Origin of the sequence: Mesorhizobium sp. M0195, from assembly GCF_040322115.1 — a bacterium.
Classification (GTDB): Bacteria; Pseudomonadota; Alphaproteobacteria; order Rhizobiales; family Rhizobiaceae; genus Mesorhizobium.
Map to the genome: position 1 here is coordinate 415,283 of NZ_JAMYSV010000003.1, position 22,079 is coordinate 437,361.

Below are 22,079 nucleotides of genomic sequence, written 5' to 3' on the forward strand. Positions count from 1 at the left end.
CGCGAGTGTTTTCCTGGCACCTTTCAACCGGCAATTTCGGGCACCGGAGTGGACCAATTCGATGAAGCATTTTTTCAATCGCAGGGATACGATCGTAACTGAGGCCCTGGACGGCTTTCTCGGCACGACCGGCACCGGCGATCTCGCCCGCCTCGACGGCTATCCCGAAATCAAGGTCGTCCTCCGTGCAGACTGGGACAAGAGCAAGGTCAGCATCATCTCCGGCGGCGGGGCCGGGCACGAACCCGCGCATGCCGGCTTCGTCGGCATGGGCATGCTCACGGCGGCGGTATCAGGCGAGATCTTTGCTTCGCCGAGCGTGGAAGCAGTATTGACGGCCATCCGCGCGGTGACCGGTCCCGCCGGGTGCCTGCTGATCGTCAAGAACTATACCGGCGATCGCCTCAACTTCGGCTTGGCCGCCGAGAAGGCGCGCGCCGAAGGCTTCCGCGTCGAGATGGTGATCGTCGCCGACGACATCGCCCTGCCTGATATTGCCCAGCCGCGCGGCGTTGCCGGCACCTTGTTCGTGCACAAGATCGCCGGCCACATGTCGGAAGCCGGCAACGATCTGTCGACGGTTGCCGCTGCTGCGCGGGCCGCGGCGGCGGATATCGTTTCCCTCGGCATATCGCTGTCATCCTGCTCGATCCCCGGTCAGAGCCATGACGAAAGATTTGGCGCCGACGACGCTGAACTCGGCCTCGGCATCCATGGCGAACCGGGCGTTGAGCGGATTGCGGTGCAAAGTGCCGAAAGGCTGGTTGCGATCATGTCGGAGCGCCTTGCCGCGCGGCTCGATCCCGCCAGCGACTACGCCTTGCTGATCAACAATCTCGGTTCGGTGCCACCGCTGGAAATGTTGCTTGTCGCCAATGCGGTGTTGACATCACCGCTGGCACGAAAGGTGACGCTGACGATCGGACCCGGGCAGCTTATGACCGCGCTCAACATGAACGGCTTTTCCTTGTCGCTGATCCGGCTCGATGCGCCGCGCGAAGCGGCGTTGAGGGCGCCGGTAGGCCCTCACGCCTGGCTGCCGGCAAGAGCCGTTCGCCAAGCCAGCGTCGTGCCGATGGCCAAAGCCGCCGGCCGGGGCAACGCGTCGAAAGCCAGCCCGGACGCACGCACCGAGCGGCTGGTGGTCGCCATCTGCGAACGGCTGATCTCGCTTGAAGGCGCGTTGAACGGACTGGACGCCAAGGCGGGAGACGGCGACACCGGATCGACTGTGGCGGCCGGTGCGCGCAGCGTGCTTGGCCGCCTTGCGGCGCTGCCGCTCGCCGACCCTGCCGCCACGCTGGCCGCCGTGGGCGACATCCTGAGTGCCAGCATGGGCGGCTCCAGCGGCGTGCTGTTGTCGATCTTCTTCACCGCCGCCGGGCAGGCGCTGGAGTCTGGCGAAACGCTTCCCAAGGCGCTTCTCGCCGGCCTCGATCGGATGTCCTTCTATGGTGGAGCGAGGATGGGCGATCGCACGATGGTCGATGCCTTGGAACCCGCCTTGAAGGCGCTGGATAGCGGCAGTCTGGAGGATGCGGCGGTCGCGGCGCGACGCGGCGCCGAGGCCACCGCTGCCATGCGCAAGGCCAAGGCCGGGCGGTCCGCCTATATTGGCAGCCAGCTCGACGGCGTGGTCGACCCCGGCGCCTTTGCCGTCGCCGAGGTCTTCACGGCCCTCGCTGCGTTGCTCGAACCCGCTTGACTGGGGAAAAGAATGCTTCAATTGCCGGATATGCAATTTTCTCGTACTGCCGGCAGCGTAGGGGCCAGGAGCATGGGTGATATGGCGGCAGCGGATATTTCCAGGCTGATCGAGGCGGCGGCAAACACCATCGCCGCCCATGCCGAAGAGCTGACCAGGCTCGACCAGGCCATCGGCGACGGCGACCATGGGCTCAACATGAAACGCGGCTTCGAGGCCGTGCGGGCCGAGGCCGGCGTGTTTGCGGCAAAGCCGTTGCCCGAGGCGCTGAAGGCGATCGGCACCAAACTGGTGATGACCGTCGGCGGAGCCTCCGGTCCCTTGTTCGGCACGCTGTTCATGGTGCTCGGCAAGGAGATTCCCGCGGCGCCGGATCGCGCCGATCTGGCGGCGGCCTTCGGCAAGGCGATTGAAGCAGTGGCCGCCAGAGGCAAGTCGCAGGCCGGGCAAAAAACCATGCTCGACGTGCTGCAGCCGGTGCACGAGGCCCTGCTGCAGGGAAAGGCGGCAGCGGACATCGCCGAGATCGCCGACAACGCAGCCGACGCGACTGTGCCGATGAAGGCGCTGCGTGGGCGCGCCTCCTTCCTTGGCGACCGTTCGATCGGTCATATGGATGCCGGCGCACGCTCGACCGCGCTTCTGGTGCGGGCCGTAGCCGAAGCAATCGAGAGGCGCGCATGAGCAATGTCGGCATCGTCATCGTCTCGCATTCGCCGCTGGTCGCCGAAGGCACCGCCGACATGGTGCGGCAGATGGTCGGCAACGAAGTGCCGCTTGCATGGTGCGGCGGAAACGGCCATGGCGGGCTGGGAACCAATGTCGAGGCGATCATAGGTGCCATCGACAAGGCCTGGTCGGAGGCGGGTGTCGCGATCCTCGTTGATCTCGGAGGTGCCGAGACCAATAGCGAGATGGCGATCGAGATGATCGGCGAACCACGCGCCCAGAAGATCGTCGTCTGCAATGCGCCGATCGTCGAAGGCGCGGTGATGGCGGCGACCGAGGCTTCCGGCGGCGCCTCGCTCAGGGAAGTGGTGGCGACGGCGCACGAATTGTCGCCGTCGTGAACGAACGGGAATTTTGACAAGCATGTCCGCAGCAGCCGAAGCCAGCGTCCTGATCACCCATGAGGTGGGGCTGCATGCGCGTCCTTCGGTGAAGTTCACCAAGCTTGCCAAGACGTTTTCGGCCGACGTCGAGATTGCGCTCGCCGCCAACGGGCCATGGTTCGACGCCAAGAGCATCGTCAAGGTGATGGGTGCGAAAGCGCCGAAAGGCACTGTCCTGCACATCAGAGCCAAAGGGGACGGCGCCGGCGAGGCGGTCGGAGCACTGGTCGAGCTGGTGCGCCGCGATTTCGACGAAGGCAAGGACCATGCCCGAACCGCTTAGGCTGCAGGGCATTTCGGCATCGGCCGGCTATGCCGAGGGGCCGCTGTTCGATCTGGACCAGGCTGCTGTGCGTTATGTCCGCAAGGCGACTGCCGCGGGCGAGAAGGCGGCGCTTGAGGCCGCCATCTCCATTGCCGCGGGCCGGCTCGCGACATTGATCGAAAGCAGCGACAGCGAGGCGGCCGCCATCCTCGAATTCCAGCTCGCCATGCTGGAGGACGACGCGCTGACCGGCCCGGCCTTTGCGCGAATTGCCGAGGGCATGGCTGCTGATGTGGCTTGGCGAAAAGCGCTCGACGCCGAGATAGCCGGCTATGAAACATCCGAGCAGGACTATTTCCGGGCGCGCGCCGCCGACATGCGCGACATACGCGACCAGGTGCTACGCGCGCTTGCCGGGGGCGGCGACATTGCCGCGCCAGCAGGTGCGATCTTCTACGGCGAGGATATCGCACCGACGCGCTTCCTCGAAACCGACTGGAGTGCCGGCGGCGGCATAGCACTTACGGCCGGAAGTGCCGCAAGTCATGTCGCAATGCTGGCACGCTCACGCGGCGTGCCAATGGTGGTGGGGTTGGGGCTCGTAGCGCGTGGGGTAGCCGGGCCCGGTGCTTCGCCGGCTCACCCTGCCGGAATCGCACTGCTCGATGCCGAACATGGCGGCATCGTATTGGCGCCTTCGAAAGCGGAGATCGACGCATTCCGGCGATCGTCATCGTCTTTCGCGGCGCATCGCGACAAAGCGGCAGCCTATTTGACAAGGCCGGCAGCAACGAAGACCGGCATAGCGATCCACGTGCAGGTGAATATTGCCGATCCGTCCGATGTCGACCGCATCGATGCTGCGGCGTGCGACGGTATCGGGCTGATGCGGACCGAATTCCTGTTCGGCAAGACGCTGCCGGACGAGGAGACGCAATATCGCGCCTACCGTAGAGTGCTGGAATGGGCAGGCGACAGGCCGGTGACGATCCGTACTGTCGATGCGGGCGGCGATAAACCTGTGCCGGGCCTGACCGTCGAGGAAGGTAATCCATTCCTTGGCCTGCGCGGGATCAGGCTGTCGCTGATGCGTCCGGAGGTCTTTCGTGTGCAGATCCGCGCCTTGCTACGTGCCGCCATGCACGGCAATCTGAAGGTGATGTTCCCGATGATCGCCGTTCAGGAAGAGTATGAACACGCCACCGCGCTGTTCGCTGAGGAGCAGGCTGACCTTTTGGCGCGCGGCATCGCGCACAAAATGCCGCCGCTTGGCATTATGGTCGAGGTGCCGTCGGTGGCCATCGCACCGGAGGCATTCGCCAAGGCCGCCTTCTTCTCGATCGGTTCGAATGATTTGACCCAATACGTGATGGCCGCCGCGCGCGACAATGCGTCGGTCGCACATCTGAATTCCGTCAGGCACCCGGCCGTGCTCCGGCTGATCGCCTCGGTTGCCGCCTTCGGCCGCGAGCATAATATCCCGGTCAGCCTGTGTGGCGATGCCGGCGGCGACCCCGCCTCGATCCCGGCGCTGCTCGAAACCGGCCTGCGTGACCTCTCCGTCGCTCCCGCCCAACTCGCGATAGCCAAGGCGGCCATCGCGGACGTTTCGATCTAGGCCCCGGTATGGCAGACAAGGCGTCGCAATCCGGCCCCGAAGAGGCGATCCGCGCCTACAAGACGATCCTGTCGCAGGTGATCGACCAGCGCCCGTCCGGCATGCGCCAGCGCCTCGCTGATGCGCTGGGCAAGCATCGCAGCTTCGTCACGCAGATTTCCAGCCCGGCCTATTCGACGCCGATCCCGTCGAAGCATTTGCCGGCTATCTTCTCCGTCTGCCATTTCAGCCCTGCCGAACGCGATCATTTCCTTGAGGCCTACCATCGGGCACATCCGGGAAAGATGTCGCTGGCCGCAGGCTTGCGCAAGACACGCCATGTCTCGCTGATCGTTCCCGATTTCGGCGACGACAAGCAGAACGCGGCGCTCGACCGGGCGGTTAACGATTTCATCCAGAAGATCACCAGCATCGCCGGCAAGGGCAGCTGACGCTGGGCTATTTCGGGAGGACGGCCATGAAGAAATTTTTGAATTCGGTCGATACGGTGCTGACCGAGAGCCTCGACGGCTTCGTTGCCGCGCATGCCGATATCCTGGCGCTTGGCGAGGAACACAAATTTGTCCGCCGCAAGCTGCTCACACCGGGCAAGGTGGCGCTGATCTCCGGCGGCGGCTCGGGTCACGAGCCGCTACATGGCGGGTTCGTCGGGCACGGCATGCTGGATGCGGCCTGCCCCGGCCAGGTATTCACCTCGCCAACGCCTGACCAGATGATGGCGGCGGCCGAAGTCGTCAATACGGGCGCCGGCTGCCTGTTCCTCGTCAAGAACTACGAGGGCGACGTAATGAATTTCGACATGGCCGCTGAAATGTCGGAAGGCGTGATGCAAATCGTGACCAATGACGACGTCGCGGTCGAAAACTCGTCCTACACCACCGGCCGGCGCGGCGTCGCCGGTACGCTGGTGGTCGAGAAAATCGTCGGCGCGGCGGCCGAAGAAGGCATGGCACTGGAGCCGTTGAAGGCGCTCGGCGAGCGCGTCAACGGCGCGACGCGCTCGATGGGCGTGGCGCTGACCAGTTGCACCGTGCCGGCGGCGGGCAAGCCGACCTTCGATATCGGCGACGGCGAGATGGAGTTCGGGGTCGGCATCCATGGCGAGCCCGGAAGGCGGCGCGACACATTGAAAAGCGCCGACGCCATCACCGACGAGATCTGTACCGCAATCCTGGGTGACCTGGGCGACGGTGCCAGAGGCCAGGCGCTGCTCTTCGTCAACGGCTTTGGCGGCACACCGTTGATGGAGCTTTACCTGATGTACAACAGCGCCCGCAAAATCTTCGAGAAGCACGGCGTCACAGTGACCCGGTCGCTGGTCGGGTCCTATGTGACCTCGCTCGACATGGCCGGCTGTTCGATCACGCTGAGCATGCTCGACGACGAGGCGGCTGTTTGGTGGGATGCACCGGTACATACGGCCGCACTGCGCTGGGGCATGTAGCGGCGGAGAATGCCCCAGAAATAGCCGGTGATAGGACCGACATCGGCAACGCCGCGTATCGTCAGACAGTTGCCCTCCTCACCCTGCGTAAGATAAAGAATCTGCGGGTTTGGGGAGTTCGAGCATGCGTTACAATTGGGATCGGGCGCCGACGGGTTTCGAGCGCCATGGAAAGATGCTGGCAGCTGCCTTGCTGATCGTCGGCGGGGTCGGCCTTATGCTCGCTGCCCTCCCGCTTTAGGGACAACAACTCGGGTAGCGGACTACTTCTCAGCGCGTTGCCTCAGTGCAGCTGGCCTGTCACGGCGAGAAAACGGCGGTCACGCCCTTCAAATCCCTGGCTGAAGCGCTGCACGAGCACGACAACCACGCCCGCTTTGCCGTCTGGGGCGAAGGTGTAGGATTCCGACAGGCTATAGGAGGTCGGGCAATTTCTCGAACTGGGTACGGTCTTGTCCTCGTGCAACACCTTGATCGGATGGCCGTCCTGGCCCTGCAGCGTCAGGCGAAAGCCGAGCGCCTTGCCGGTCGTCTCGCCCTGCTGCGCCCCGTCGAAACTCGCTGAACAATCCGCCGTGCTATCGGCAAGAATCTGCTCAAGCTGAATGGTCGAGATGCCAAGCTCGTCATAGGTCGGTGAAAGCCATTGTTGCGAAACCTGCTCGAGGCGCGCAATGTCGTTGTAGGCGACCATGTCCTCGGGAAAGGTGAACTTGTCGAAGCCAGTCCGTTCGCCACGCGGCGCTATGTAATATTTGGCCAGCAAGGGCGCCGCCTGCTCCGCGGCCTGTGCCCTCGCCTGCGCAAGTGTCAGCGTCGAATCCTCCGTCTCGTCGACGATGAGGATCGGCTTGCCGCCGACGAACTGATCGGTGCGGGTGTCGATGATGTCGATCTCCGACCAGCCCGAATCCGAAGCACCAGCGTCGAGCGTGCCATACTGCTCGAAGGCGAAATAGTTGCCGTCGGGCGAAAAGCCGATGATACGCCGTGCCGCCGCATCGCCGGCCTGAGCAGCTGAGGCGAGCCCCACCGCCAGCGTCGCAACCGCGGCAAACCCAAGCTCATACCGCAATCTCATCGCGCCCTGCCCCCAATGTCGAAAATGCGGCCGATACCAGCCCCGCAGACCACGACGGCCTTGCGTTTGCGGCCGAATTAGAACGACGGCAAACGAAACGCACAAATACATGGTTACACAAACCAGCATACGCTATTTCAAGGACAGCCAACATTCCTGGGGAGGAAGCTGGATGGCGTCACGCTACCACGAGGTTTATGACGGCTGGAAACGCGACCCGGAAAAGTTCTGGGCCGATGCCGCGGGCGCTATCGAATGGTTCTCGCCCTTCGAGACCGTGTTCGACGCCAATGCCGGTGTCTATGGCCGGTGGTTCAACGGCGCTTCCTGCAACACCTGCTTCAATGCCGTCGACCGCCACGTGGCGGGCGGCCGTGCCGACCAGATCGCGTTGATCCATGACAGCGCGATTTCGGGCACAATCAGAAAATTCACCTATGCCGAGTTGAAGCGCGAGGTGGTCGCGCTGACGTCGGTGCTCAAGAATCGTGGCATCCAAAAGAGCGATCGCGTCATCATCTACATGCCGATGGTGCCGGAAGCAGCCTTCGCCATGCTTGCCTGTGCGCGGATCGGCGCCGTACATTCGGTGGTCTTCGGCGGCTTTGCCTCGCATGAGCTCGCCACCCGCATCGACGACGCCAAGCCGAAGCTGATCATCTCCGCTTCCTGCGGCGTGGAGCCAGGGCGCGTCGTTGCCTATAAACCGCTGCTTGACAAAGCGATCGAGATGTCGCGGCACCAGCCCGAAGCCTGCCTCATCCTGCAGCGCGACCAATTGCGCTGCGAGTTCAGGGAAAATCACGATATCGACTATGCCGACGCCGTGGCGCGTGAGCGGGCCGCCGGCGCCAATGTCGACTGTGTTCCGGTGCTTGCCACCGATCCGCTCTACATCATCTACACGTCGGGCACGACCGGCCAGCCGAAAGGCATCGTGCGCGACAATGGCGGCCATATGGTCGCGCTGAAATGGTCGATGGAAAACGAGTTCGGCGTCAAGCCGGGCGAAGTGTTTTGGGCGGCTTCCGACGTCGGCTGGGTGGTCGGCCATTCCTACATCGTCTACGGCCCGCTGCTGCATGGCTGCACGACCGTGCTGTTCGAGGGCAAGCCGGTCGGCACGCCCGATGCCGGCACCTATTGGCGGGTGATTGCCGAGCACGGCGTCGTCGCGCTGTTCACCGCGCCAACCGCCTTCCGCGCCATCAAAGGACAGGACCCGAAGGGCGAATTCGTCCCGAAATACGACCTGTCCAAATTCCGTACTTTGTTCCTGGCCGGCGAGCGCGCCGATCCGGAAACCATCAAATGGGCGGAGCAGAAATTGAACGTGCCCGTGATCGACCATTGGTGGCAAACCGAGACCGGCTCGCCGATGACCATCAACCCCGCCGGACTGGGCCTGCTGCCGGTCAAATACGGCTCGCCCGGCGTGCCGATGCCCGGCTATGACATCCGCGTGCTCGACGATGCCGGGCATGAGGTCAAGCGTGGTACGCTTGGCAATGTCGTGGTGAAATTGCCGCTGCCCCCCGGCTGCCTGCCGACGCTGTGGAATGCCGACGAGCGGTTTCGCCAAGCCTATCTCGAGGAATTCCCCGGCTTCTACAAGACCGCGGATGCGGGCATGATGGACGAGGACGGTTATCTTTATGTCATGGCCCGCACTGACGACATCATCAATGTCGCCGGCCACCGGCTCTCGACCGGCGCCATGGAGGAGGTGCTGGCCGCGCATCCCGACGTTGCCGAATGCGCCGTCGTCGGCATTGCCGATGCGATGAAGGGGCAGGTTCCACTCGGCTTCGTCGTGCTGAATGCGGGCGTCGACCGCGATGCAGGGATCATCGAGAGCGAGGTGGTCACGCTGGTGCGCGAACGGATCGGCCCTGTCGCAGCCTTCAAGACGGTAGTGACGATCAAGCGCCTGCCGAAGACGCGCTCCGGCAAGATCCTGCGCGGCACCATGCAGAAGATCGCCGACAAGGAGGAATGGGCCATGCCGGCGACGATCGACGACCCCGCCATCCTCGACGAGATCACCGCAGCACTGAAGGGCCGCGGGATCGGCCTGTAAGAACGCCGAAGCCGAGTTGCGTTCGAAGCTCCGGTATGGAACGACCGGTGCCAGACATGGTATCCAGGCGCTGCGTCGCCATGTTGTTTCGAGATCGAGGCGCATTCACAGCCATACGGGACGCCATTCGTGACCTTGTTCCAGCGATCGAGAAACACCCGGACCGCGGCGCGCCAGCGGCTCGAGATCGATATCCGGGACTCAGTCGTCTATGCGATCGGCGACGTGCATGGCTGCTATAAGGAGCTTCGCTCCCTGGAGCAGAACATCCTGCTCGATTCTGCGTCTTTCGAGGGGCGCAAGCTCATCATCATGCTTGGCGACTACGTCGATCGTGGCCCGCAGTCGGCGCGCGTGCTCGATCATCTGCTGGCGCCGCCACTCCAAGGCTTCCAGCGTATCTGCCTTGCCGGTAACCACGAAGTCGTGATGCTGAACTATCTCGACGGGATCATTTCGAGAGAGTCGTGGCTGGCGATAGGCGGCCTGCAAACGCTGTTTTCCTACGGCGTCGACCCGGACCGCATGGCCGATCTCTACGGTTCAAACGAGGAGGTCGACGGGCGCATTCGGGAGATCATTCCCGCCGACCACGTCAGTTTCATGCGTGCGCTGCCGGTCATGGTCTGTTCGGCGAAATTCGTATTCGTTCATGCCGGCATCAGGCCGGGCATCGACCTCGCCGCACAAGACGAGGACGACCTGCTCAACATCCGCTCGGAGTTCTTCGAAGCCGCGCATCTTCTTGACCGCTATGTGGTGCACGGGCATACGCCGGTCGAGTGTCCGAAGCTCGAGGGACGCCGGCTTGGCATCGACACGGGCGCCTTCCAAAGCGGCCGGCTGACCGCAGTCAGGATCGCCGACAAACGCGCCAGGCTGATATTTTCCTGAGCGCGATATCGTCGCTCAGGCGGCCGCGTTTGTGCGCGCTTCCGATTTTTCCAGATAATAGCTCGAATATTTGTCGAAGAATCTTTCGGAGCCGCCGATCGAGCCATACTTGGCCAGTTTCTTCAATTCGACCTTGTTCAGAACCGCGCCGACGATCTTCTTGGCGATATAGGGTTCTGAGCTCAGCACGGACTGCACCATTGCCCGCGGCGTGCGTCCCCACTCGGCGACCAGCACGAAACCGTCGACAAGCGGGGCGAAGGCCTTGGCGTCGACGACTGGCCCGAGCGGCGGCAGATCGACGATGATGTATTCGAAAGTTTCCTTGGCATTGTCAATGAAGCGCCGCATGCCGGCCGAAGACAGAAGCTCGCTGGTGTGCGAAAAATGGCCACGCAGGACGGCCGGGATGATCGCCAGCTTGGTCTGCCGGTCGATCTTGCCGACCGACTGCCAGGTCCGCCCGCTCACCACCGCTTCCATCAGGCCTTGCTCGGCCTCCATGCCAAGGCTGCGGCTGAGGCCGGGGTTGCGCAGGTCACCGTCGATCAGCAGCGTTTTCGATCCGTTGGCCGCAAGCAGCCCGGCAAGATTGGCGGCAACCGTCGACTTGCCTTCGCCGGGCAGCACCGAGATCACACCAATGACCCGGCTGCCCTGGCCTTCCATCACGACATCGAAGGCGATCTTGGCGTTGCGCAGCGTCTCGGAGAACATTGACGCCGGTGCATCGACGGTTACCCGCATGCGCGCACGTTTTTCGGCTGCCGACAATGTTTTGGAGGACTGGGATTTGGAGGACTTGGCGGTCCTGGTTTCGGCGGCCTTGACGTCGGGCTGACCGTCGTCGCGCTGATCGTCCTTCCCAGCCTTGCCGATGACCGGCAGGTAGCCGAGGAATTTGAGGCCGACGCGGTCGCGCACATCCTCGCCGGTCCTGAAGAACCGTTCCCTGAATTCATTCAGGCCGCCAACCCCGGCCCCCATCATTATGCCAAGCGCCAGCGAAAGCCCCAGCACGATGGCCGTCCGCGGGGTTGCGGCCGACTGCGGCATCGTCGCATCAGAGATGACCCGGATCTTGCCGACCGGGAAGGATTGCTGCTGTGCAGCCTCCTCATAGCGGTTCAGGAATGTCTGATAGAGCGTCGAGAGCGCCGTCGCCTTCTGGTCCAGTTCACGCAGCTTGACCTGCGACTGGTTATCGATGGAGCTCTTGCCTGCCGCCAAGGCGACATTTGCGCGGAGCGCGGTCTCGCGCGCCAGAGCGACCTCGTATTCGTTGCGGTAGCTTTCGGTGAGCTGCTTCAGCTCGCCGAAAATCTGCGCCGATATGTCGGCCTTCTCCTTGGCGAGCGCGACGGCCTGCGGATGTTGCGGGCCGAAATTGGCTTCGACATCCTGCTGCCGCTTGGCGACGGTGAGATAGCGGTTCTTGAGCGTCGTGATGACCGAGCTGCTCGGCTGGTCGTTCGATATCGCAGCGTCCTTGAACGCATTGTCCGAGCCGCTTTCGACGATCGACTTGTACTGCTGATAGCGGGCGCCGGCACGTGCGGTATCGGCCTGCGCGACGATCAGCTGGGTGTTGAGATCGGACAGTTGCTTGTCGCTGATCAGCTGGCCGTCATTGACAGCCAATCCATGTTCGGCCCTGAACTTTTCGACCGCCAGTGCGGCCGCCTGGGAGCTCTCACGAAGCTCGGTCAGCCGGCCTTGCAGCCAGACCGCCGCCCGCTCGGTCGCGTCGAAGCTGGCATCGAGCTGGTCGGCGAGATAGGCGTCGGCATAGGCCTTGGTGATGGCGGTCGCAAGCGCCGGATCCGTCGCCTGGAAGGAGATGCTGATGACAAAGCTTCGGCCGATCCGCTCGGCGTCGAGTTGGTTCTGCAGTTTGAAGATTGCGTAGTCGCGGGGCGACGACGATGCGGTGATCGCGTCACGCGTCGCAGCATCAAGCTGAGTGACGTCGGTCGTGCTAGCGGCGCGCTTGGGGCGGACAGACTGGATGATACCGCGTACAAAGCCTGCGACCTTCGACAGAGCCGACGTCGGAGGGTTCATGAAAGCGTCGTTCTGATCGAGCTTCAGCTTGTCGACGACCACCCCCGCCAGCCTGGCCGACTGCAGAATTTCGATCTGGCTCAGAACGGCGGAGTCGGTCTGCATGCTGACCGACGCCGCCGAAATGTCGTCGACGACCTTGTTCAATCCTTCGTCGATCAGCACGCTGCTCGTCGCCACATAGGTTGGAGGCGTGGTCTGCAAATAGAGCACGCCGAGAAAGAGACCGATGACGGCACAGGCGGCAACCACTTTCGCCTGCCGCGCGGCCATGCCAAGCAGGCGCTCGATGTCGATGAAGTCTTCGGCGTTTGCCGCACTCGAAGCCGGCAATGGCGTCCTCTTCTCGACAGGAAAATTGGCATAGTTCATCTTCGGTCCAATTCTAGTTTGCAGGCGCTACCGCCTCGAAGGTCGGGACATAGGGTGCAAACCTTGCGCCGGACAGTGCGCGTTACGCGCGGCGCAACGGCCTGTCCTGCGTCATCAGCCGCACCCACAATGCCTCAAAAAAATGGACATTATGCGGCTTCTTCCCGACGCTGGTGCGACCGGACGAATTCCTGCAGCATATCGAAGATCTGGCCCTTCATGTCCTCCCGCGCCAGAGCGAAAGCGATATTGGCCTGGATAAAGCCCTCCTTCGAACCGCAGTCGAACATGCGGCCGTCGAAAGGCTGGGCGAAGAAGGCTTGCGTCTGTGCGAGGCGCACCATCGCGTCGGTCAGCTGGATCTCGTTGCCGGCGCCGCGTTGCTGGCTGCCCAGCAGCGAGAATATCTCGGGCTGCAGGATGTAGCGCCCGTTGATGTAAAAGTTCGACGGGGCGTTGGCCGGAGCCGGCTTTTCGACCATGGCCGTCACCTCGAAGCCAGTGCCGACATCCGCGCCGCGGCCGACAATGCCGTATTTGCTGGTCTCGGTCGGGTCGCAACGCTCGACGGCGATGACGTTTGCGCCGGTCTGTGCATAAAGATCGGCGACTTCGGCGAGACAGCCGCGCCCGCCAAAGGACACCATGTCCGGCAAAAGCAATGCAAAGGGCTCGTCGCCGATGACTTCGCGCGCGCACCACACGGCATGGCCGAGGCCCTGCGGCGACTGCTGGCGGATGAAACTCGTCGCGCCGGCGACGGGAAGCAGGCTTTCGAGCGCTTCAAGCTGCGCCTTCTTGCCGCTCTGCTCCAGGGTTCCGATCAGTTCAGGATGCAGGTCGAAATAGTCCTCGATCACCGCCTTGTTGCGGCCGGTAACGAAGACGATGTGCTCGATGCCTGCCTCGAACGCCTCATCCACCGCATATTGCACGACAGGCCTGTCGACCACCGGCAGCATTTCCTTCGGCATGGATTTGGTCGCCGGCAGGAACCGCGTTCCAAGCCCTGCCACCGGTATGACTGCCTTCCTGACTTTTTTCATTGCATATTCCTTCTGATCGATTTCAGCCCGTCGCAGGCGGCGAAAACTATCTTCATTCGCCCGCAGCCCTTCACCTCCCCGCCACTACGGCAAACTGTGCCGCTACCCTTCGCAGCCGGACGGCGATCGGCATGCTTATATGCCGAACCGCCGCCGGATCGCTGAGCGCCGTCCATATCGCCTTGAGCGGGGACCGCGCCTTGATGTGCTGAACCAGCGACAGGAATGACGCCGCCCGCCGCAGGCTGCGAGCGCGCCTGGCAAACGCCGCCGCGGCCGCAGCATCCATGGAATGGGTTCCGGCGAAGATGGCATCGGCCCTGCGCATCGCCTCGACGTGATGAAGCTCCAGCACCCGGGAAATGGAGCCGGTGCGGATGTGGTAGACATAGCCTGTCGTCGGTTCGACCACGCATTTGCCGCCTTTGGCCAGAGCATTGGCCAGGAGGATATAGTCTTCGCCGATGATCAAGCTTTCATCGTAGCGCAGCCCGTTTTCGTTCAGGAACCGGCGCTGGAAGATCGGCTTGAGATAGCCGAGATTGAATCTCGATTCGAAGACCACATTGCCGGCGATGTAATCCGCCAGCGAGATTTCACCGAGCCCTTCCAGATAGTCGGCCGGGAACATCGTCTCTTCGGCAACGCCATCCTCGCGAACGACCTGCAGATTATCGACCGCGATCTCGGCGCCCGCCTTCTCCGCGCGTTCGATCATGGTGCAAATTCGCCCGGGATAGACCGCGTCGTCGGAATCGAGGACCGCGACCCACCTGCCGCGGGCAAGTTCAAGGCCGGCGTTCCTGGCGCCGCCGGGGCCACGGTTTTGCTCAAGCGCGACCACGCGTACGATGCCTTCGGGGTAGGATCTCGCCAAATCGAGCGTCCGGTCGGCCGACCTGTCGTCGACGACGATAACCTCGACGCTGACATTGCGCTGGGCAATGGCGCTGGCGATCGCCCGATCGATGGTCGCCTCGGCATTGTAGGCGGCAATCACGAAGCTCACGTCAGGCTGCACGCTTGCCCCCTTGCTGCGGCGAAGACAGGCCGTATTGGCGGATTTCACGAACCCCGACGAGGCCGCTGACGACGCCGACATGCATAATGCCGCGAAGCAGGCTGCGGTTCCGGCGCACGGGGTCGATGGCGACCGGAATTGCCGACAGGAAACTGTAGGCGGCCTTTGCCGCGGCAATGCCGACCTGCTTGAGCCGGGCAAGGCCGTGTACATTGCGCCCCAGAAGATGACCGTGCGTCTGCCCGACGCGGAACCGGCGGCGGCCGAGCCAGTCGAATGCCGCCCTGGCAGGTGGCACCGCTTCGTCGACCCAAGCGTCCGGCGAAAAGGCGATGCGGCCGCCGGCCTTGACCATCTGGTCGAAGAATTCCGTATCTTCGCCACCGGTCTGGCCACGTGCCAGGCTGAAGCGCCGGCCGCGCAGGCTCTCAGCCCCAATCCTGAGCAGGACGTTGCAGGTATAGCCGGTGCGGATCTCGCCGCGGACCCAGACCGGTAGGGTCGAGTGGAAATCACCCTTGCGCATCCAGGCGGGCGCATCCGCCCGGTAACGGGCTTGCACCGGCCCGAGAACGGCCGCAGCACCAGTTGCTTCCGCCGTAGCCACCAGTTCGGCAAGCCAGCCGGCGGTGGCCGTCTCGTCGTCGTCGATAAAGGCGACGAAATCCTTCGCACTGGCATCGAGGCAAGCGTTCCGCGCGATCGAAATGTTGCGGGCCGGGGCGTGCCGGTAGGTTACCGGCAGCTTCAACTCCCCCGCCAGCCTGGCGACCAGCGTTTCGGCCGTCGGCGTATCGTCGTTGTCCGCAATGATGACACCGACGTCGAATCCCACGGGCATATCCATGGCCGCTATGGAGCGAAGCGTGTCGGCAAGCTCCGGCCGGCGAAATGTGCAGATGCAGATATCGATGCTTCGATTTTTCCTGACCGGCTCCATCACGCTACCTCGCGCTGCGGTCGCGGTGCGAGCAGTTGCAGCCAGAAACCGACCGACCAGCCGAAATGCATAACCATTGCCGAGACCCCGGCAAGCGCAATGTCGGGTTTGCGCTGGCTGACGGCGGTCCAAAAGCCGTAGCCGAGGCAGATCGACGCCCATAGCAAAAGCGGCACGGCCGCCAGCCAGTGGACGAAGGAAAAGGCGGCGAGAAGAACCACGGGGAACACCAGAAGCGGCACCATTTGCCGGATCTTCGGGATCATGCGGTGCTTGAGAACGTTCTTCGCCCGACCACGGCCATAGCCGAGATACTGAAAATAGAGGCCCTTCAGCGAGGAGCGCGGATAGTAGACCATCTGCGTCTTGCCGGTCATCCAGATGCGGTAGCCGGCCTGGCGGAGCCGATAGTCGAGTTCGGCATCCTCATTGTGGCTGAACGTCTCGTCATAGCCGCCGACCGCGGTGAAGGCCGATATCCGCATCAGCGCATGGTGGCCATGATCGACCCATTCCCCCGCCGAAAGGTGCCGGTGCTTGGAGCCGCCGGTGCCGAGCCTGGAATTCTGCGCCGCTGCCGCTGCTTTCTGAACCATGCCGCTGCCACTGGTCAGCATCGAGACGACCACCGAATCCGCGCCGGTGGCCTGCGCTTCTTCGATCAGCCGGTCGCAATAATCCGCGGGATAGCCGCCGTGCGCATCGATGCGAATGAGATAGTCGACGCCTTCCCCGAATCTGGCGACGGCGAGATTGATCGCCGCGCTCTGCAAGCGCTTTTCATTGTGCAGCAGGGTAACCCGCTGATCTTTTGCGGCGATATCCGCGACGATCGTCCTGGTGCCGTCCGTACTGCCGCCATCGGCAACGATGATCACGGCGCCCAGCCTCTCGGCCGCAGGGCGAAGCTCTCGAAGCAATGCGCCGATATGGGCCGCTTCGTTCAGGCACGGAACCACGATCATGCAGGATGGAATGTCGGTTTGCGTCATCGGCAGTCCTTCTATGCCAATGCTTCGGCAGCATATGGACCGGGAGCCGCAGTCAGCCCGCGGAGCTTTTCGACAAACGCCCGGCAATCGGCGCGGTCGTGGCTCCAGGTGCGCGGATTGCGGGCAAGAACACGCGCCCTCAATGTCTCGAACCGATGCTGCTCCATCGTGCCGACGGCGGCTTCGAGCGCCTCGGGCGTGGCTTCTGACAATAGAACCCCGATGCCTTGCCGGTCGAGGAACCGGCCGGTTTCGGTGGTTCCCATCGAAATCGGCACAGCTCCGAAGCGGCAGCCTTCATAGAGCCGGTTCGGCAGCAGCCATTCGGAGTTCAGGCCCTGCTCAAAAAAGTCTATGGCCCAGGAAAAGTGAACCTCGTGGTAGATCGCCGCCATATCCTCGGGATTGCGGTAGGGCCCGCCAAACGACAGCCAGGGTTCCGATCGAACAAAACCATGGAAATCGGGAAATTCGGACAGCGCCGGCCGGCCTCTGAGGACGATTTCAAAGCGGCCGTCGAGGCGGCGCGAAAATTCGGCCAGAAGCTCCAGGGAGCGACGGCAGCGGAGCGCACCGAACCAGCCGATCCGCCACGGCGGCGCAACGGGATTCTCCGCCGTAATGCGGTCATCCAGCGAAGCTGCGGCCGGCTCGAAATGCTTGTTTTCGAGCAGTTCGACCGGAGCGGCAACCTGTCCGAACGGCTTGAAATAGTTAGCGATGAAGGCCGGAGAGCTGGTCACCAGAAGCTTCACATCCCTGGCCAGGAAGCGTTCTGCACCGCGCATCGCCCAGCCCAGCGGATCGTCGCGAAGCAGCAGGCGATGGATGTCCAGGCACTCGTAGACGATCGGCACTGTTGCCTGGAAAGCCGACCTGGCGCGGCGGGCAAGCGCCAGCATTTCCAGATTGCGCGCGATAATGAGGTCGGGCCGTGGCATTGAGCCTAGCTTCGAGCCGGTCGAGACCACCGCCTTCATGATCGCGGCCAGACGTTGGGCGAATCGGCCATCACGAGTCGGGCCGAGATCGATCGGCTGCAAGCCCTCGACATCAGCAACTGCGCTTGCCGTACGACGAAAGCCCGCCAGCGTAACCTGGGCGCCGCCTGCCTTGAGCATTATGATCCGCCGGCGCACTGCCGGGTCGGAGACGTCGTGTACCAAGTACAAGACATGCAGCATGAAAACTCGACCGCTGTTGGCCCGCCCGCGACGATGCTAGTACACCTCTTGCTGCATCGCAACATTTTTGGTTGCAGCGTAGCAAAGATCCACGTTTTTTGTTGCACTGCAAAATCGATGGGTTAATCTCGCTCTGCTTGGGCCGCATGGACCGGGCGTTGGCCTGCCATCGGACTGCGCGCCAATAATCACGACGCGAGGACCATCCTTGGCGTGCAGCATTTTCGGCCAACCCGCCTGCAATTCGCCCCTTCGCGCCCGTCGATGGAAGCACGGGACTACTCACGAAATGAGGTCATTCCATGAAGATCGCGGTTGAAAACACCGTCTGCCTGAATACCGGGGATGCAGCGATTCTCCTGGCGATTCGCCATGTTTTCAAGACGATCGTGCAGGACGATATCCAGTTCTACGTCTTCGACAGCCAGCCGGAGGTGGCGGCGAGGCTCTACACGAAGAAGGACTATCCGGACCTCGAATTCCACAAGCTGCTGTCGGAATCGCTGTTCCGCTACAAATACGGCAGCGGGCTGAAGAACCTGTTCAAGCCGATCTACAATCGGCTCGTCCTCAATGCCCTGCGGCGGTTCGGCATCCGCGGCGTTGTTGGGCGTTTGTTCAGCTCAAGCAATCGCCGTGGTCTCGAGATCTACAAAGACGCCGATCTCGTGGTCACGACAGGCGGAACCTATCTCGTCGAGACCTACAATCTGGAGCGGCGCCTCAATCAATTCAGGATCGACGCGATTCTGGGCAAGGACCCAGTCTTCTTCACACAATCGCTCGGCCCGTTCAACAAAAGTTACAATCGCCAGGAGTTGAGCCCGATCTTCGACCGGAGCCCGCTCATCCTGCTGCGCGACGAACGTTCGCGGGGCCACATTGTGGACATGGTGAAAAACCCCGGCAAATGCCACGTCGTGGCCGACGCCGTCTTTGCCCTGGCCGACACTGACAGGATCGGAAAAATTCTGGCCTCCGGCCAGTCGGCGACCGTCACCGGCCGCGTCGCCATTTCCGTCCGTCACTGGAACTATGTCAGCGACGGCGAGGGCGGCATGCGCCGCTACATCGACTCGATCCGCGAGATCGCGACTATCCTGGTCAGGGACCACGCCAAGGAGGTCACCTTCGTCTCCACCTGCCAGGGCGTGCCGGAATACGCCCATGACGATTCCAAGACGGCGAGGGCGATCGTTGCCGAACTCGATCCGGAGATCGCCAAGCATGTCAGCGTGGACGCTTCGTTCCACACGCCGGAGCAATTGATGGCCCTGGTGAAAGGCTTCGACTTTGTCGTCGCAACACGCATGCATATGATGATCATGTCGCTCTGCGTCGGCACGCCGGTGCTGCCGATCGCCTATGAATTCAAGACCAAGGAGCTTGCCAAGCGGATCGGCGTCGCCGACCTGCTGCTCGACATCGATACGGTGACGCCCGAGGAAGCGAGCGAGAAGCTCGGCAGACTTACCGCCAATCTCGACCTCTATCGCAGGACGAGCCTTCAGGCAGTGCTTGAGGAGCATGCGTCGGCGATGTCGGCAGGTGAGCTTTTGAGGCCGGTGATCGCTCGCCTAGCGGGCGTTGCGCATGGCGCTGGAAAGCGTGGTGAACAGGGCGCTGCGCGACTGGCGAAGGACAAGCATGAGGATCAGGCCGATCGAATAGTTGAGGGCAACCGCCAGGACCACCGCGAGCAGGTCTGATTGGCCGGTCAGCGATGCCGGCAACTCGCGGTACACGGACCAGGCAAGCAGCGACGATACGATGAAAAGCCCCTGCATGATCAGGAAGTCGGCTGCGGTCACCGGGCCGACCCGGTGGACCAGGACGGCAAGCACCGGGACGCGCAGCACATAGCCGCTGATTGCATAGGCCGCCGCGACACCGACGGCCCCCCAGTGCAATCCGATGATGAAGGCGGCGACCGTCGTCAGCGACGAGTAGATGCCCCAGTGGAACATGGTCTTGGTCTTGCCCTGGCAGATGAAGATCCATCCCGTGGTGCTCGAGACGGACTGGATCAGGCTGGCGATGCCCAGCCAGGCGAAAATCGGCGCCACCGCCGCCCAGCGCTCGCCGAAGAGAAGCCCGACGACCTGGTCCGACGTTAGCGTCAGCGCCGCGATGCCGGGCATGGTGACGGCCGCCAGCATCCAGTTGGTTCGCACATAGATGTCGCGAAACCGCGCCTTGTCCTCATGGATGCGGCTCAGCAGCGGCACCATCACGCGTGTCAGCGGCTGGTTGATGTTCTGCAGCGGGAACAGCAGGAGCTTATAGGCGCGGTCATAATAGCCGAGCTCGATCGCGCCCGAATATTTTCCGATCAGGATGTTGTCGAGATTGCGCGAGAAGAAGTTGGCCAGATTGAAGCCGGTCAGATTGGCGCCGAAGGACAATATGTCGGTATCGACCTTCAGGTCCGGCCGCGACGGCGTCCAGCGCGCCACCTGCCATGCCGCGGCCAGCGCGACAACAGCCGATACCGCCGGGCCGATGACCAGCGACCAGTAGCCCAGCCCCGCATAGGCCGCGGCTGCTGTAGTCGCAAGTCCGGCAGCAGCGGTTATCATGTCGTTCAGCGCGAGCTGGCCAAAGCGCAAGTGACGGTTCATCAGCGCCAGCGGCACCGCGGCGAGGCTGCCAAGCAGCAGCGGCAAGGCAGAGCCGATGGTGATCCCGACCATGCGTTGATCGCCGTAGAAGGCGGCGATGGCGGGCGCCAGGCATGCCACCATCACGGCACTGCCCAGCCCGACCAACGCACTGATCCAGAATACCTGGTTGAGCTGCTCCGTGCTGATATCCTTGCGCTGGACCACAGCCTGCTGCAGGCCAAGGTTTTGAAGCAGTCCGACAAAGGCCACGATCGGCCCGACAGAAGCCACCAGGCCGAAATCCTCGGGCACGAGCAGACGCGCAAGCACGATGACGGAGAGAAACTGGATCGCCATCTTGAAGCCTTGCGCGCCGATCGTCACCACGCCGCCGCGCAGGGCGACACGACCGAACTGGGGGGGCGGGTTGGCGTTCATGCCGGGCGCCCGGCTTCGGCCAGCTGGGCAACGATCTGCGCAAAACGTTCGTTGAGCACGTCCGCGTTGAAATCCTGCTCGATCTTACGGCGCGCCGCACGTGCGATGCGCTCGCATTTGTCCGGGTTTTCGGCCACCCAGACAAGCTTGCGGGCCAACGCCGCAACGTCTCGCTCCGGTGCGAGGAAGCCCGTCTCCTGATCTTCGATCAGTTCGGGAATGCCCGAGTGATAGGTGCTGACGACGATCAGCCCGGCGGCCATAGCCTCCATCAACGCCACCGGAATACCCTCGAGATCGCCGTCTCGCGCGGTAACGCTCGGCAACAGGAATACGTGGGCATCGCGCAGGCGCTGCTTGACCTCGGCGTGCGGACGCGGCCCGAGGAAAGTCACCCGGTCGGCAATGCCGAGATTTGCGGCGAGGTTCTTCAACTCTTGCAGCAATTCGCCGCCGCCAATCACCGAATAGACCCAGTCGCGCCGCGGCAGGCTGGCGAGCGCCCGAAGGGCGAATTCGATGCCCTTCTTTTCGGTCAGCCGGCAGACCGAGATGAAGGACAGTGTGTCCCGTTCCCAGGAACGCCAATGGTAGCCGATCTCACCGGGCCGCACGCCCATATGGTGAACCATGACTTGCGCCGGGGGTGCGCCGACGCCGATCAGGGCGTCGCGGAAAAACGCGTTCACCGGGAGCTGGAGAACACCCTTGTCGAAGACAACCTTGTAGCGCGTGAGTGTGTTGTCATGCAGCGGTTCGCCGACATCGCGGCCGTGGAATATGGTCACCAAAGGAGCGGAAATCCGGCCTCGTTTCATGGCGCGGGCGACGCGCATGCCGTTATTGCCGAAATGCGCGACGATCACATCGGCGTTCTGCAATTTGCGCGCAAAAGCGATGTCGACGGCGGTCGAGAGCTTATCCCAGAACCTGCCCGACCATTTCCTGAGCGTCGGGCGAAAGCGCCCCAGCCCGCCCCACCAGCAGACGACCTTGCCAGGGAGAGCCTGCCAGCGGCGATCGTCGATGTTGCTGTCCTTGCCGAAGGACGTCTCGTTGCAGACGACGCCGACTTGCATGCCGCGCTCGAGGCACCCTTCTATCTGGTCAAGGACGAAGGTCTCCGACAAAGAGGGGAACTTATCAACTACGAAGCAAATCTTCATCGAATGGACGATCTTTCGAGGCCGGTCGGCGATCTGCTCGCGCGGATGAGGGCT

18 protein-coding genes and 1 pseudogene are annotated in these 22,079 nt (G+C 63.0%); 10 read left to right on the forward strand and 9 right to left on the reverse strand.

Features of this window, described 5'->3' with window-relative positions:
- The first annotated feature begins 61 nt into the window (after positions 1-61).
- The 7 genes from NKJ12_RS10175 to dhaK all read left to right on the forward strand — a co-directional run bounded on the left by NKJ12_RS10175 (position 62) and on the right by dhaK (position 6,144).
- Positions 62-1,705 (forward strand): dihydroxyacetone kinase subunit DhaK, encoded by a 1,644-nt coding sequence (locus tag NKJ12_RS10175; protein WP_352506965.1) that lies wholly within the window; start codon positions 62-64, stop codon positions 1,703-1,705.
- An 81-nt stretch (positions 1,706-1,786) separates the two neighbouring features.
- Entirely contained in the window at positions 1,787-2,389 is a 603-nt protein-coding gene (gene dhaL / locus NKJ12_RS10180; RefSeq protein WP_352506967.1) for a dihydroxyacetone kinase subunit DhaL, read from the forward strand.
- On the forward strand, positions 2,386-2,775 hold the full coding sequence (gene dhaM / locus NKJ12_RS10185) for a dihydroxyacetone kinase phosphoryl donor subunit DhaM (protein ID WP_352506968.1): 390 nt from the start codon (positions 2,386-2,388) through the stop codon (positions 2,773-2,775). Before dhaL ends, dhaM begins: the two co-directional genes overlap by 4 nt.
- Before the next feature lie 22 nt (positions 2,776-2,797).
- Positions 2,798-3,100, forward strand: a complete 303-nt coding sequence (locus tag NKJ12_RS10190) for an HPr family phosphocarrier protein (RefSeq protein ID WP_352702468.1) — start codon at positions 2,798-2,800, stop codon at positions 3,098-3,100.
- Complete coding sequence (gene ptsP / locus NKJ12_RS10195; RefSeq protein WP_352702470.1) at positions 3,084-4,700, forward strand: phosphoenolpyruvate--protein phosphotransferase; 1,617 nt, start codon at positions 3,084-3,086, stop codon at positions 4,698-4,700. The genes NKJ12_RS10190 and ptsP overlap by 17 nt, the downstream gene beginning before the upstream one ends.
- An 8-nt stretch (positions 4,701-4,708) precedes the next feature.
- The gene (locus NKJ12_RS10200) at positions 4,709-5,131 is read left to right on the forward strand and encodes a hypothetical protein (protein WP_023676327.1); all 423 of its coding nucleotides are present in this window, start codon (positions 4,709-4,711) and stop codon (positions 5,129-5,131) included.
- Positions 5,132-5,157: 26 nt separating this feature from the next.
- The gene (gene dhaK, locus NKJ12_RS10205; protein WP_352702472.1) at positions 5,158-6,144 is read left to right on the forward strand and encodes a dihydroxyacetone kinase subunit DhaK; all 987 of its coding nucleotides are present in this window, start codon (positions 5,158-5,160) and stop codon (positions 6,142-6,144) included.
- Positions 6,145-6,427: 283 nt separating this feature from the next.
- Here the strand turns inward: dhaK and NKJ12_RS10210 are convergent, their stop codons facing one another.
- Positions 6,428-7,225, reverse strand: a complete 798-nt coding sequence (locus NKJ12_RS10210) for a DUF2259 domain-containing protein (RefSeq protein WP_352702474.1) — start codon at positions 7,223-7,225, stop codon at positions 6,428-6,430.
- A gap of 172 nt (positions 7,226-7,397) precedes the next feature.
- Between NKJ12_RS10210 and NKJ12_RS10215 the strand changes: the two genes are divergently transcribed.
- A complete protein-coding gene (locus NKJ12_RS10215; protein WP_352702476.1) occupies positions 7,398-9,305 on the forward strand; it encodes a propionyl-CoA synthetase in 1,908 nt (635 codons plus the stop codon).
- 129 nt (positions 9,306-9,434) lie between these two features.
- Entirely contained in the window at positions 9,435-10,199 is a 765-nt protein-coding gene (locus tag NKJ12_RS10220) for a metallophosphoesterase family protein (protein WP_352702478.1), read from the forward strand.
- 15 nt (positions 10,200-10,214) lie between these two features.
- On the opposite strand, the gene NKJ12_RS10225 is transcribed toward NKJ12_RS10220, so the two are convergent.
- From NKJ12_RS10225 to NKJ12_RS10250, 6 genes are all read right to left on the reverse strand, one after another.
- Positions 10,215-12,635, reverse strand: coding sequence for a polysaccharide biosynthesis tyrosine autokinase (locus tag NKJ12_RS10225; protein WP_352702481.1), 2,421 nt, complete (start codon positions 12,633-12,635; stop codon positions 10,215-10,217).
- Between the two features lie 149 nt (positions 12,636-12,784).
- Entirely contained in the window at positions 12,785-13,681 is an 897-nt protein-coding gene (locus NKJ12_RS10230) for a UTP--glucose-1-phosphate uridylyltransferase (protein WP_352649782.1), read from the reverse strand.
- Between the two features lie 70 nt (positions 13,682-13,751).
- Complete coding sequence (locus NKJ12_RS10235) at positions 13,752-14,702, reverse strand: glycosyltransferase family 2 protein (RefSeq protein WP_352702483.1); 951 nt, start codon at positions 14,700-14,702, stop codon at positions 13,752-13,754.
- On the reverse strand, positions 14,692-15,642 hold the full coding sequence (locus NKJ12_RS10240; protein WP_352649815.1) for a glycosyltransferase family 2 protein: 951 nt from the start codon (positions 15,640-15,642) through the stop codon (positions 14,692-14,694). The genes NKJ12_RS10235 and NKJ12_RS10240 overlap by 11 nt, the downstream gene beginning before the upstream one ends.
- Entirely contained in the window at positions 15,642-16,634 is a 993-nt protein-coding gene (locus NKJ12_RS10245) for a glycosyltransferase family 2 protein (protein WP_352649784.1), read from the reverse strand. The genes NKJ12_RS10240 and NKJ12_RS10245 overlap by 1 nt, the downstream gene beginning before the upstream one ends.
- An 11-nt stretch (positions 16,635-16,645) precedes the next feature.
- Positions 16,646-17,818 (reverse strand): glycosyltransferase family protein, encoded by a 1,173-nt coding sequence (locus tag NKJ12_RS10250; protein ID WP_352702485.1) that lies wholly within the window; start codon positions 17,816-17,818, stop codon positions 16,646-16,648.
- Between the two features lie 302 nt (positions 17,819-18,120).
- On the opposite strand from NKJ12_RS10250, the pseudogene NKJ12_RS10255 reads away from it, so the two are divergent.
- A pseudogene (locus NKJ12_RS10255) lies at positions 18,121-19,173 on the forward strand (polysaccharide pyruvyl transferase family protein); the annotation flags it as partial.
- 222 nt (positions 19,174-19,395) lie between these two features.
- On the opposite strand, the gene NKJ12_RS10260 reads toward NKJ12_RS10255, so the two are convergent.
- Positions 19,396-20,859, reverse strand: coding sequence for a lipopolysaccharide biosynthesis protein (locus NKJ12_RS10260; RefSeq protein ID WP_352702487.1), 1,464 nt, complete (start codon positions 20,857-20,859; stop codon positions 19,396-19,398).
- On the reverse strand, positions 20,856-22,025 hold the full coding sequence (locus NKJ12_RS10265; protein ID WP_352506978.1) for a glycosyltransferase: 1,170 nt from the start codon (positions 22,023-22,025) through the stop codon (positions 20,856-20,858). Before NKJ12_RS10265 ends, NKJ12_RS10260 begins: the two co-directional genes overlap by 4 nt.
- Positions 22,026-22,079: the final 54 nt, after the last annotated feature.

Excerpts from the sequence above, each read along its gene's own strand:
- NKJ12_RS10175 (WP_352506965.1), top strand. The coding sequence starts at position 62 with ATGAAGCATTTTTTCAATCGCAGGGATACGATCGTAACTGAGGCCCTG.
- dhaL (WP_352506967.1), top strand. The coding sequence starts at position 1,787 with ATGGCGGCAGCGGATATTTCCAGGCTGATCGAGGCGGCGGCAAACACC.
- dhaM (WP_352506968.1), top strand. The coding sequence starts at position 2,386 with ATGAGCAATGTCGGCATCGTCATCGTCTCGCATTCGCCGCTGGTCGCC.
- NKJ12_RS10190 (WP_352702468.1), top strand. The coding sequence starts at position 2,798 with ATGTCCGCAGCAGCCGAAGCCAGCGTCCTGATCACCCATGAGGTGGGG.
- ptsP (WP_352702470.1), top strand. The coding sequence starts at position 3,084 with ATGCCCGAACCGCTTAGGCTGCAGGGCATTTCGGCATCGGCCGGCTAT.
- NKJ12_RS10200 (WP_023676327.1), top strand. The coding sequence starts at position 4,709 with ATGGCAGACAAGGCGTCGCAATCCGGCCCCGAAGAGGCGATCCGCGCC.
- dhaK (WP_352702472.1), top strand. The coding sequence starts at position 5,158 with ATGAAGAAATTTTTGAATTCGGTCGATACGGTGCTGACCGAGAGCCTC.
- NKJ12_RS10210 (WP_352702474.1), bottom strand. The coding sequence starts at position 7,225 with ATGAGATTGCGGTATGAGCTTGGGTTTGCCGCGGTTGCGACGCTGGCG.
- NKJ12_RS10215 (WP_352702476.1), top strand. The coding sequence starts at position 7,398 with ATGGCGTCACGCTACCACGAGGTTTATGACGGCTGGAAACGCGACCCG.
- NKJ12_RS10225 (WP_352702481.1), bottom strand. The coding sequence starts at position 12,635 with ATGAACTATGCCAATTTTCCTGTCGAGAAGAGGACGCCATTGCCGGCT.
- NKJ12_RS10230 (WP_352649782.1), bottom strand. The coding sequence starts at position 13,681 with ATGAAAAAAGTCAGGAAGGCAGTCATACCGGTGGCAGGGCTTGGAACG.
- NKJ12_RS10240 (WP_352649815.1), bottom strand. The coding sequence starts at position 15,642 with ATGGAGCCGGTCAGGAAAAATCGAAGCATCGATATCTGCATCTGCACA.
- NKJ12_RS10245 (WP_352649784.1), bottom strand. The coding sequence starts at position 16,634 with ATGACGCAAACCGACATTCCATCCTGCATGATCGTGGTTCCGTGCCTG.
- NKJ12_RS10250 (WP_352702485.1), bottom strand. The coding sequence starts at position 17,818 with ATGCTGCATGTCTTGTACTTGGTACACGACGTCTCCGACCCGGCAGTG.
- NKJ12_RS10260 (WP_352702487.1), bottom strand. The coding sequence starts at position 20,859 with ATGAACGCCAACCCGCCCCCCCAGTTCGGTCGTGTCGCCCTGCGCGGC.
- NKJ12_RS10265 (WP_352506978.1), bottom strand. The coding sequence starts at position 22,025 with ATGAAGATTTGCTTCGTAGTTGATAAGTTCCCCTCTTTGTCGGAGACC.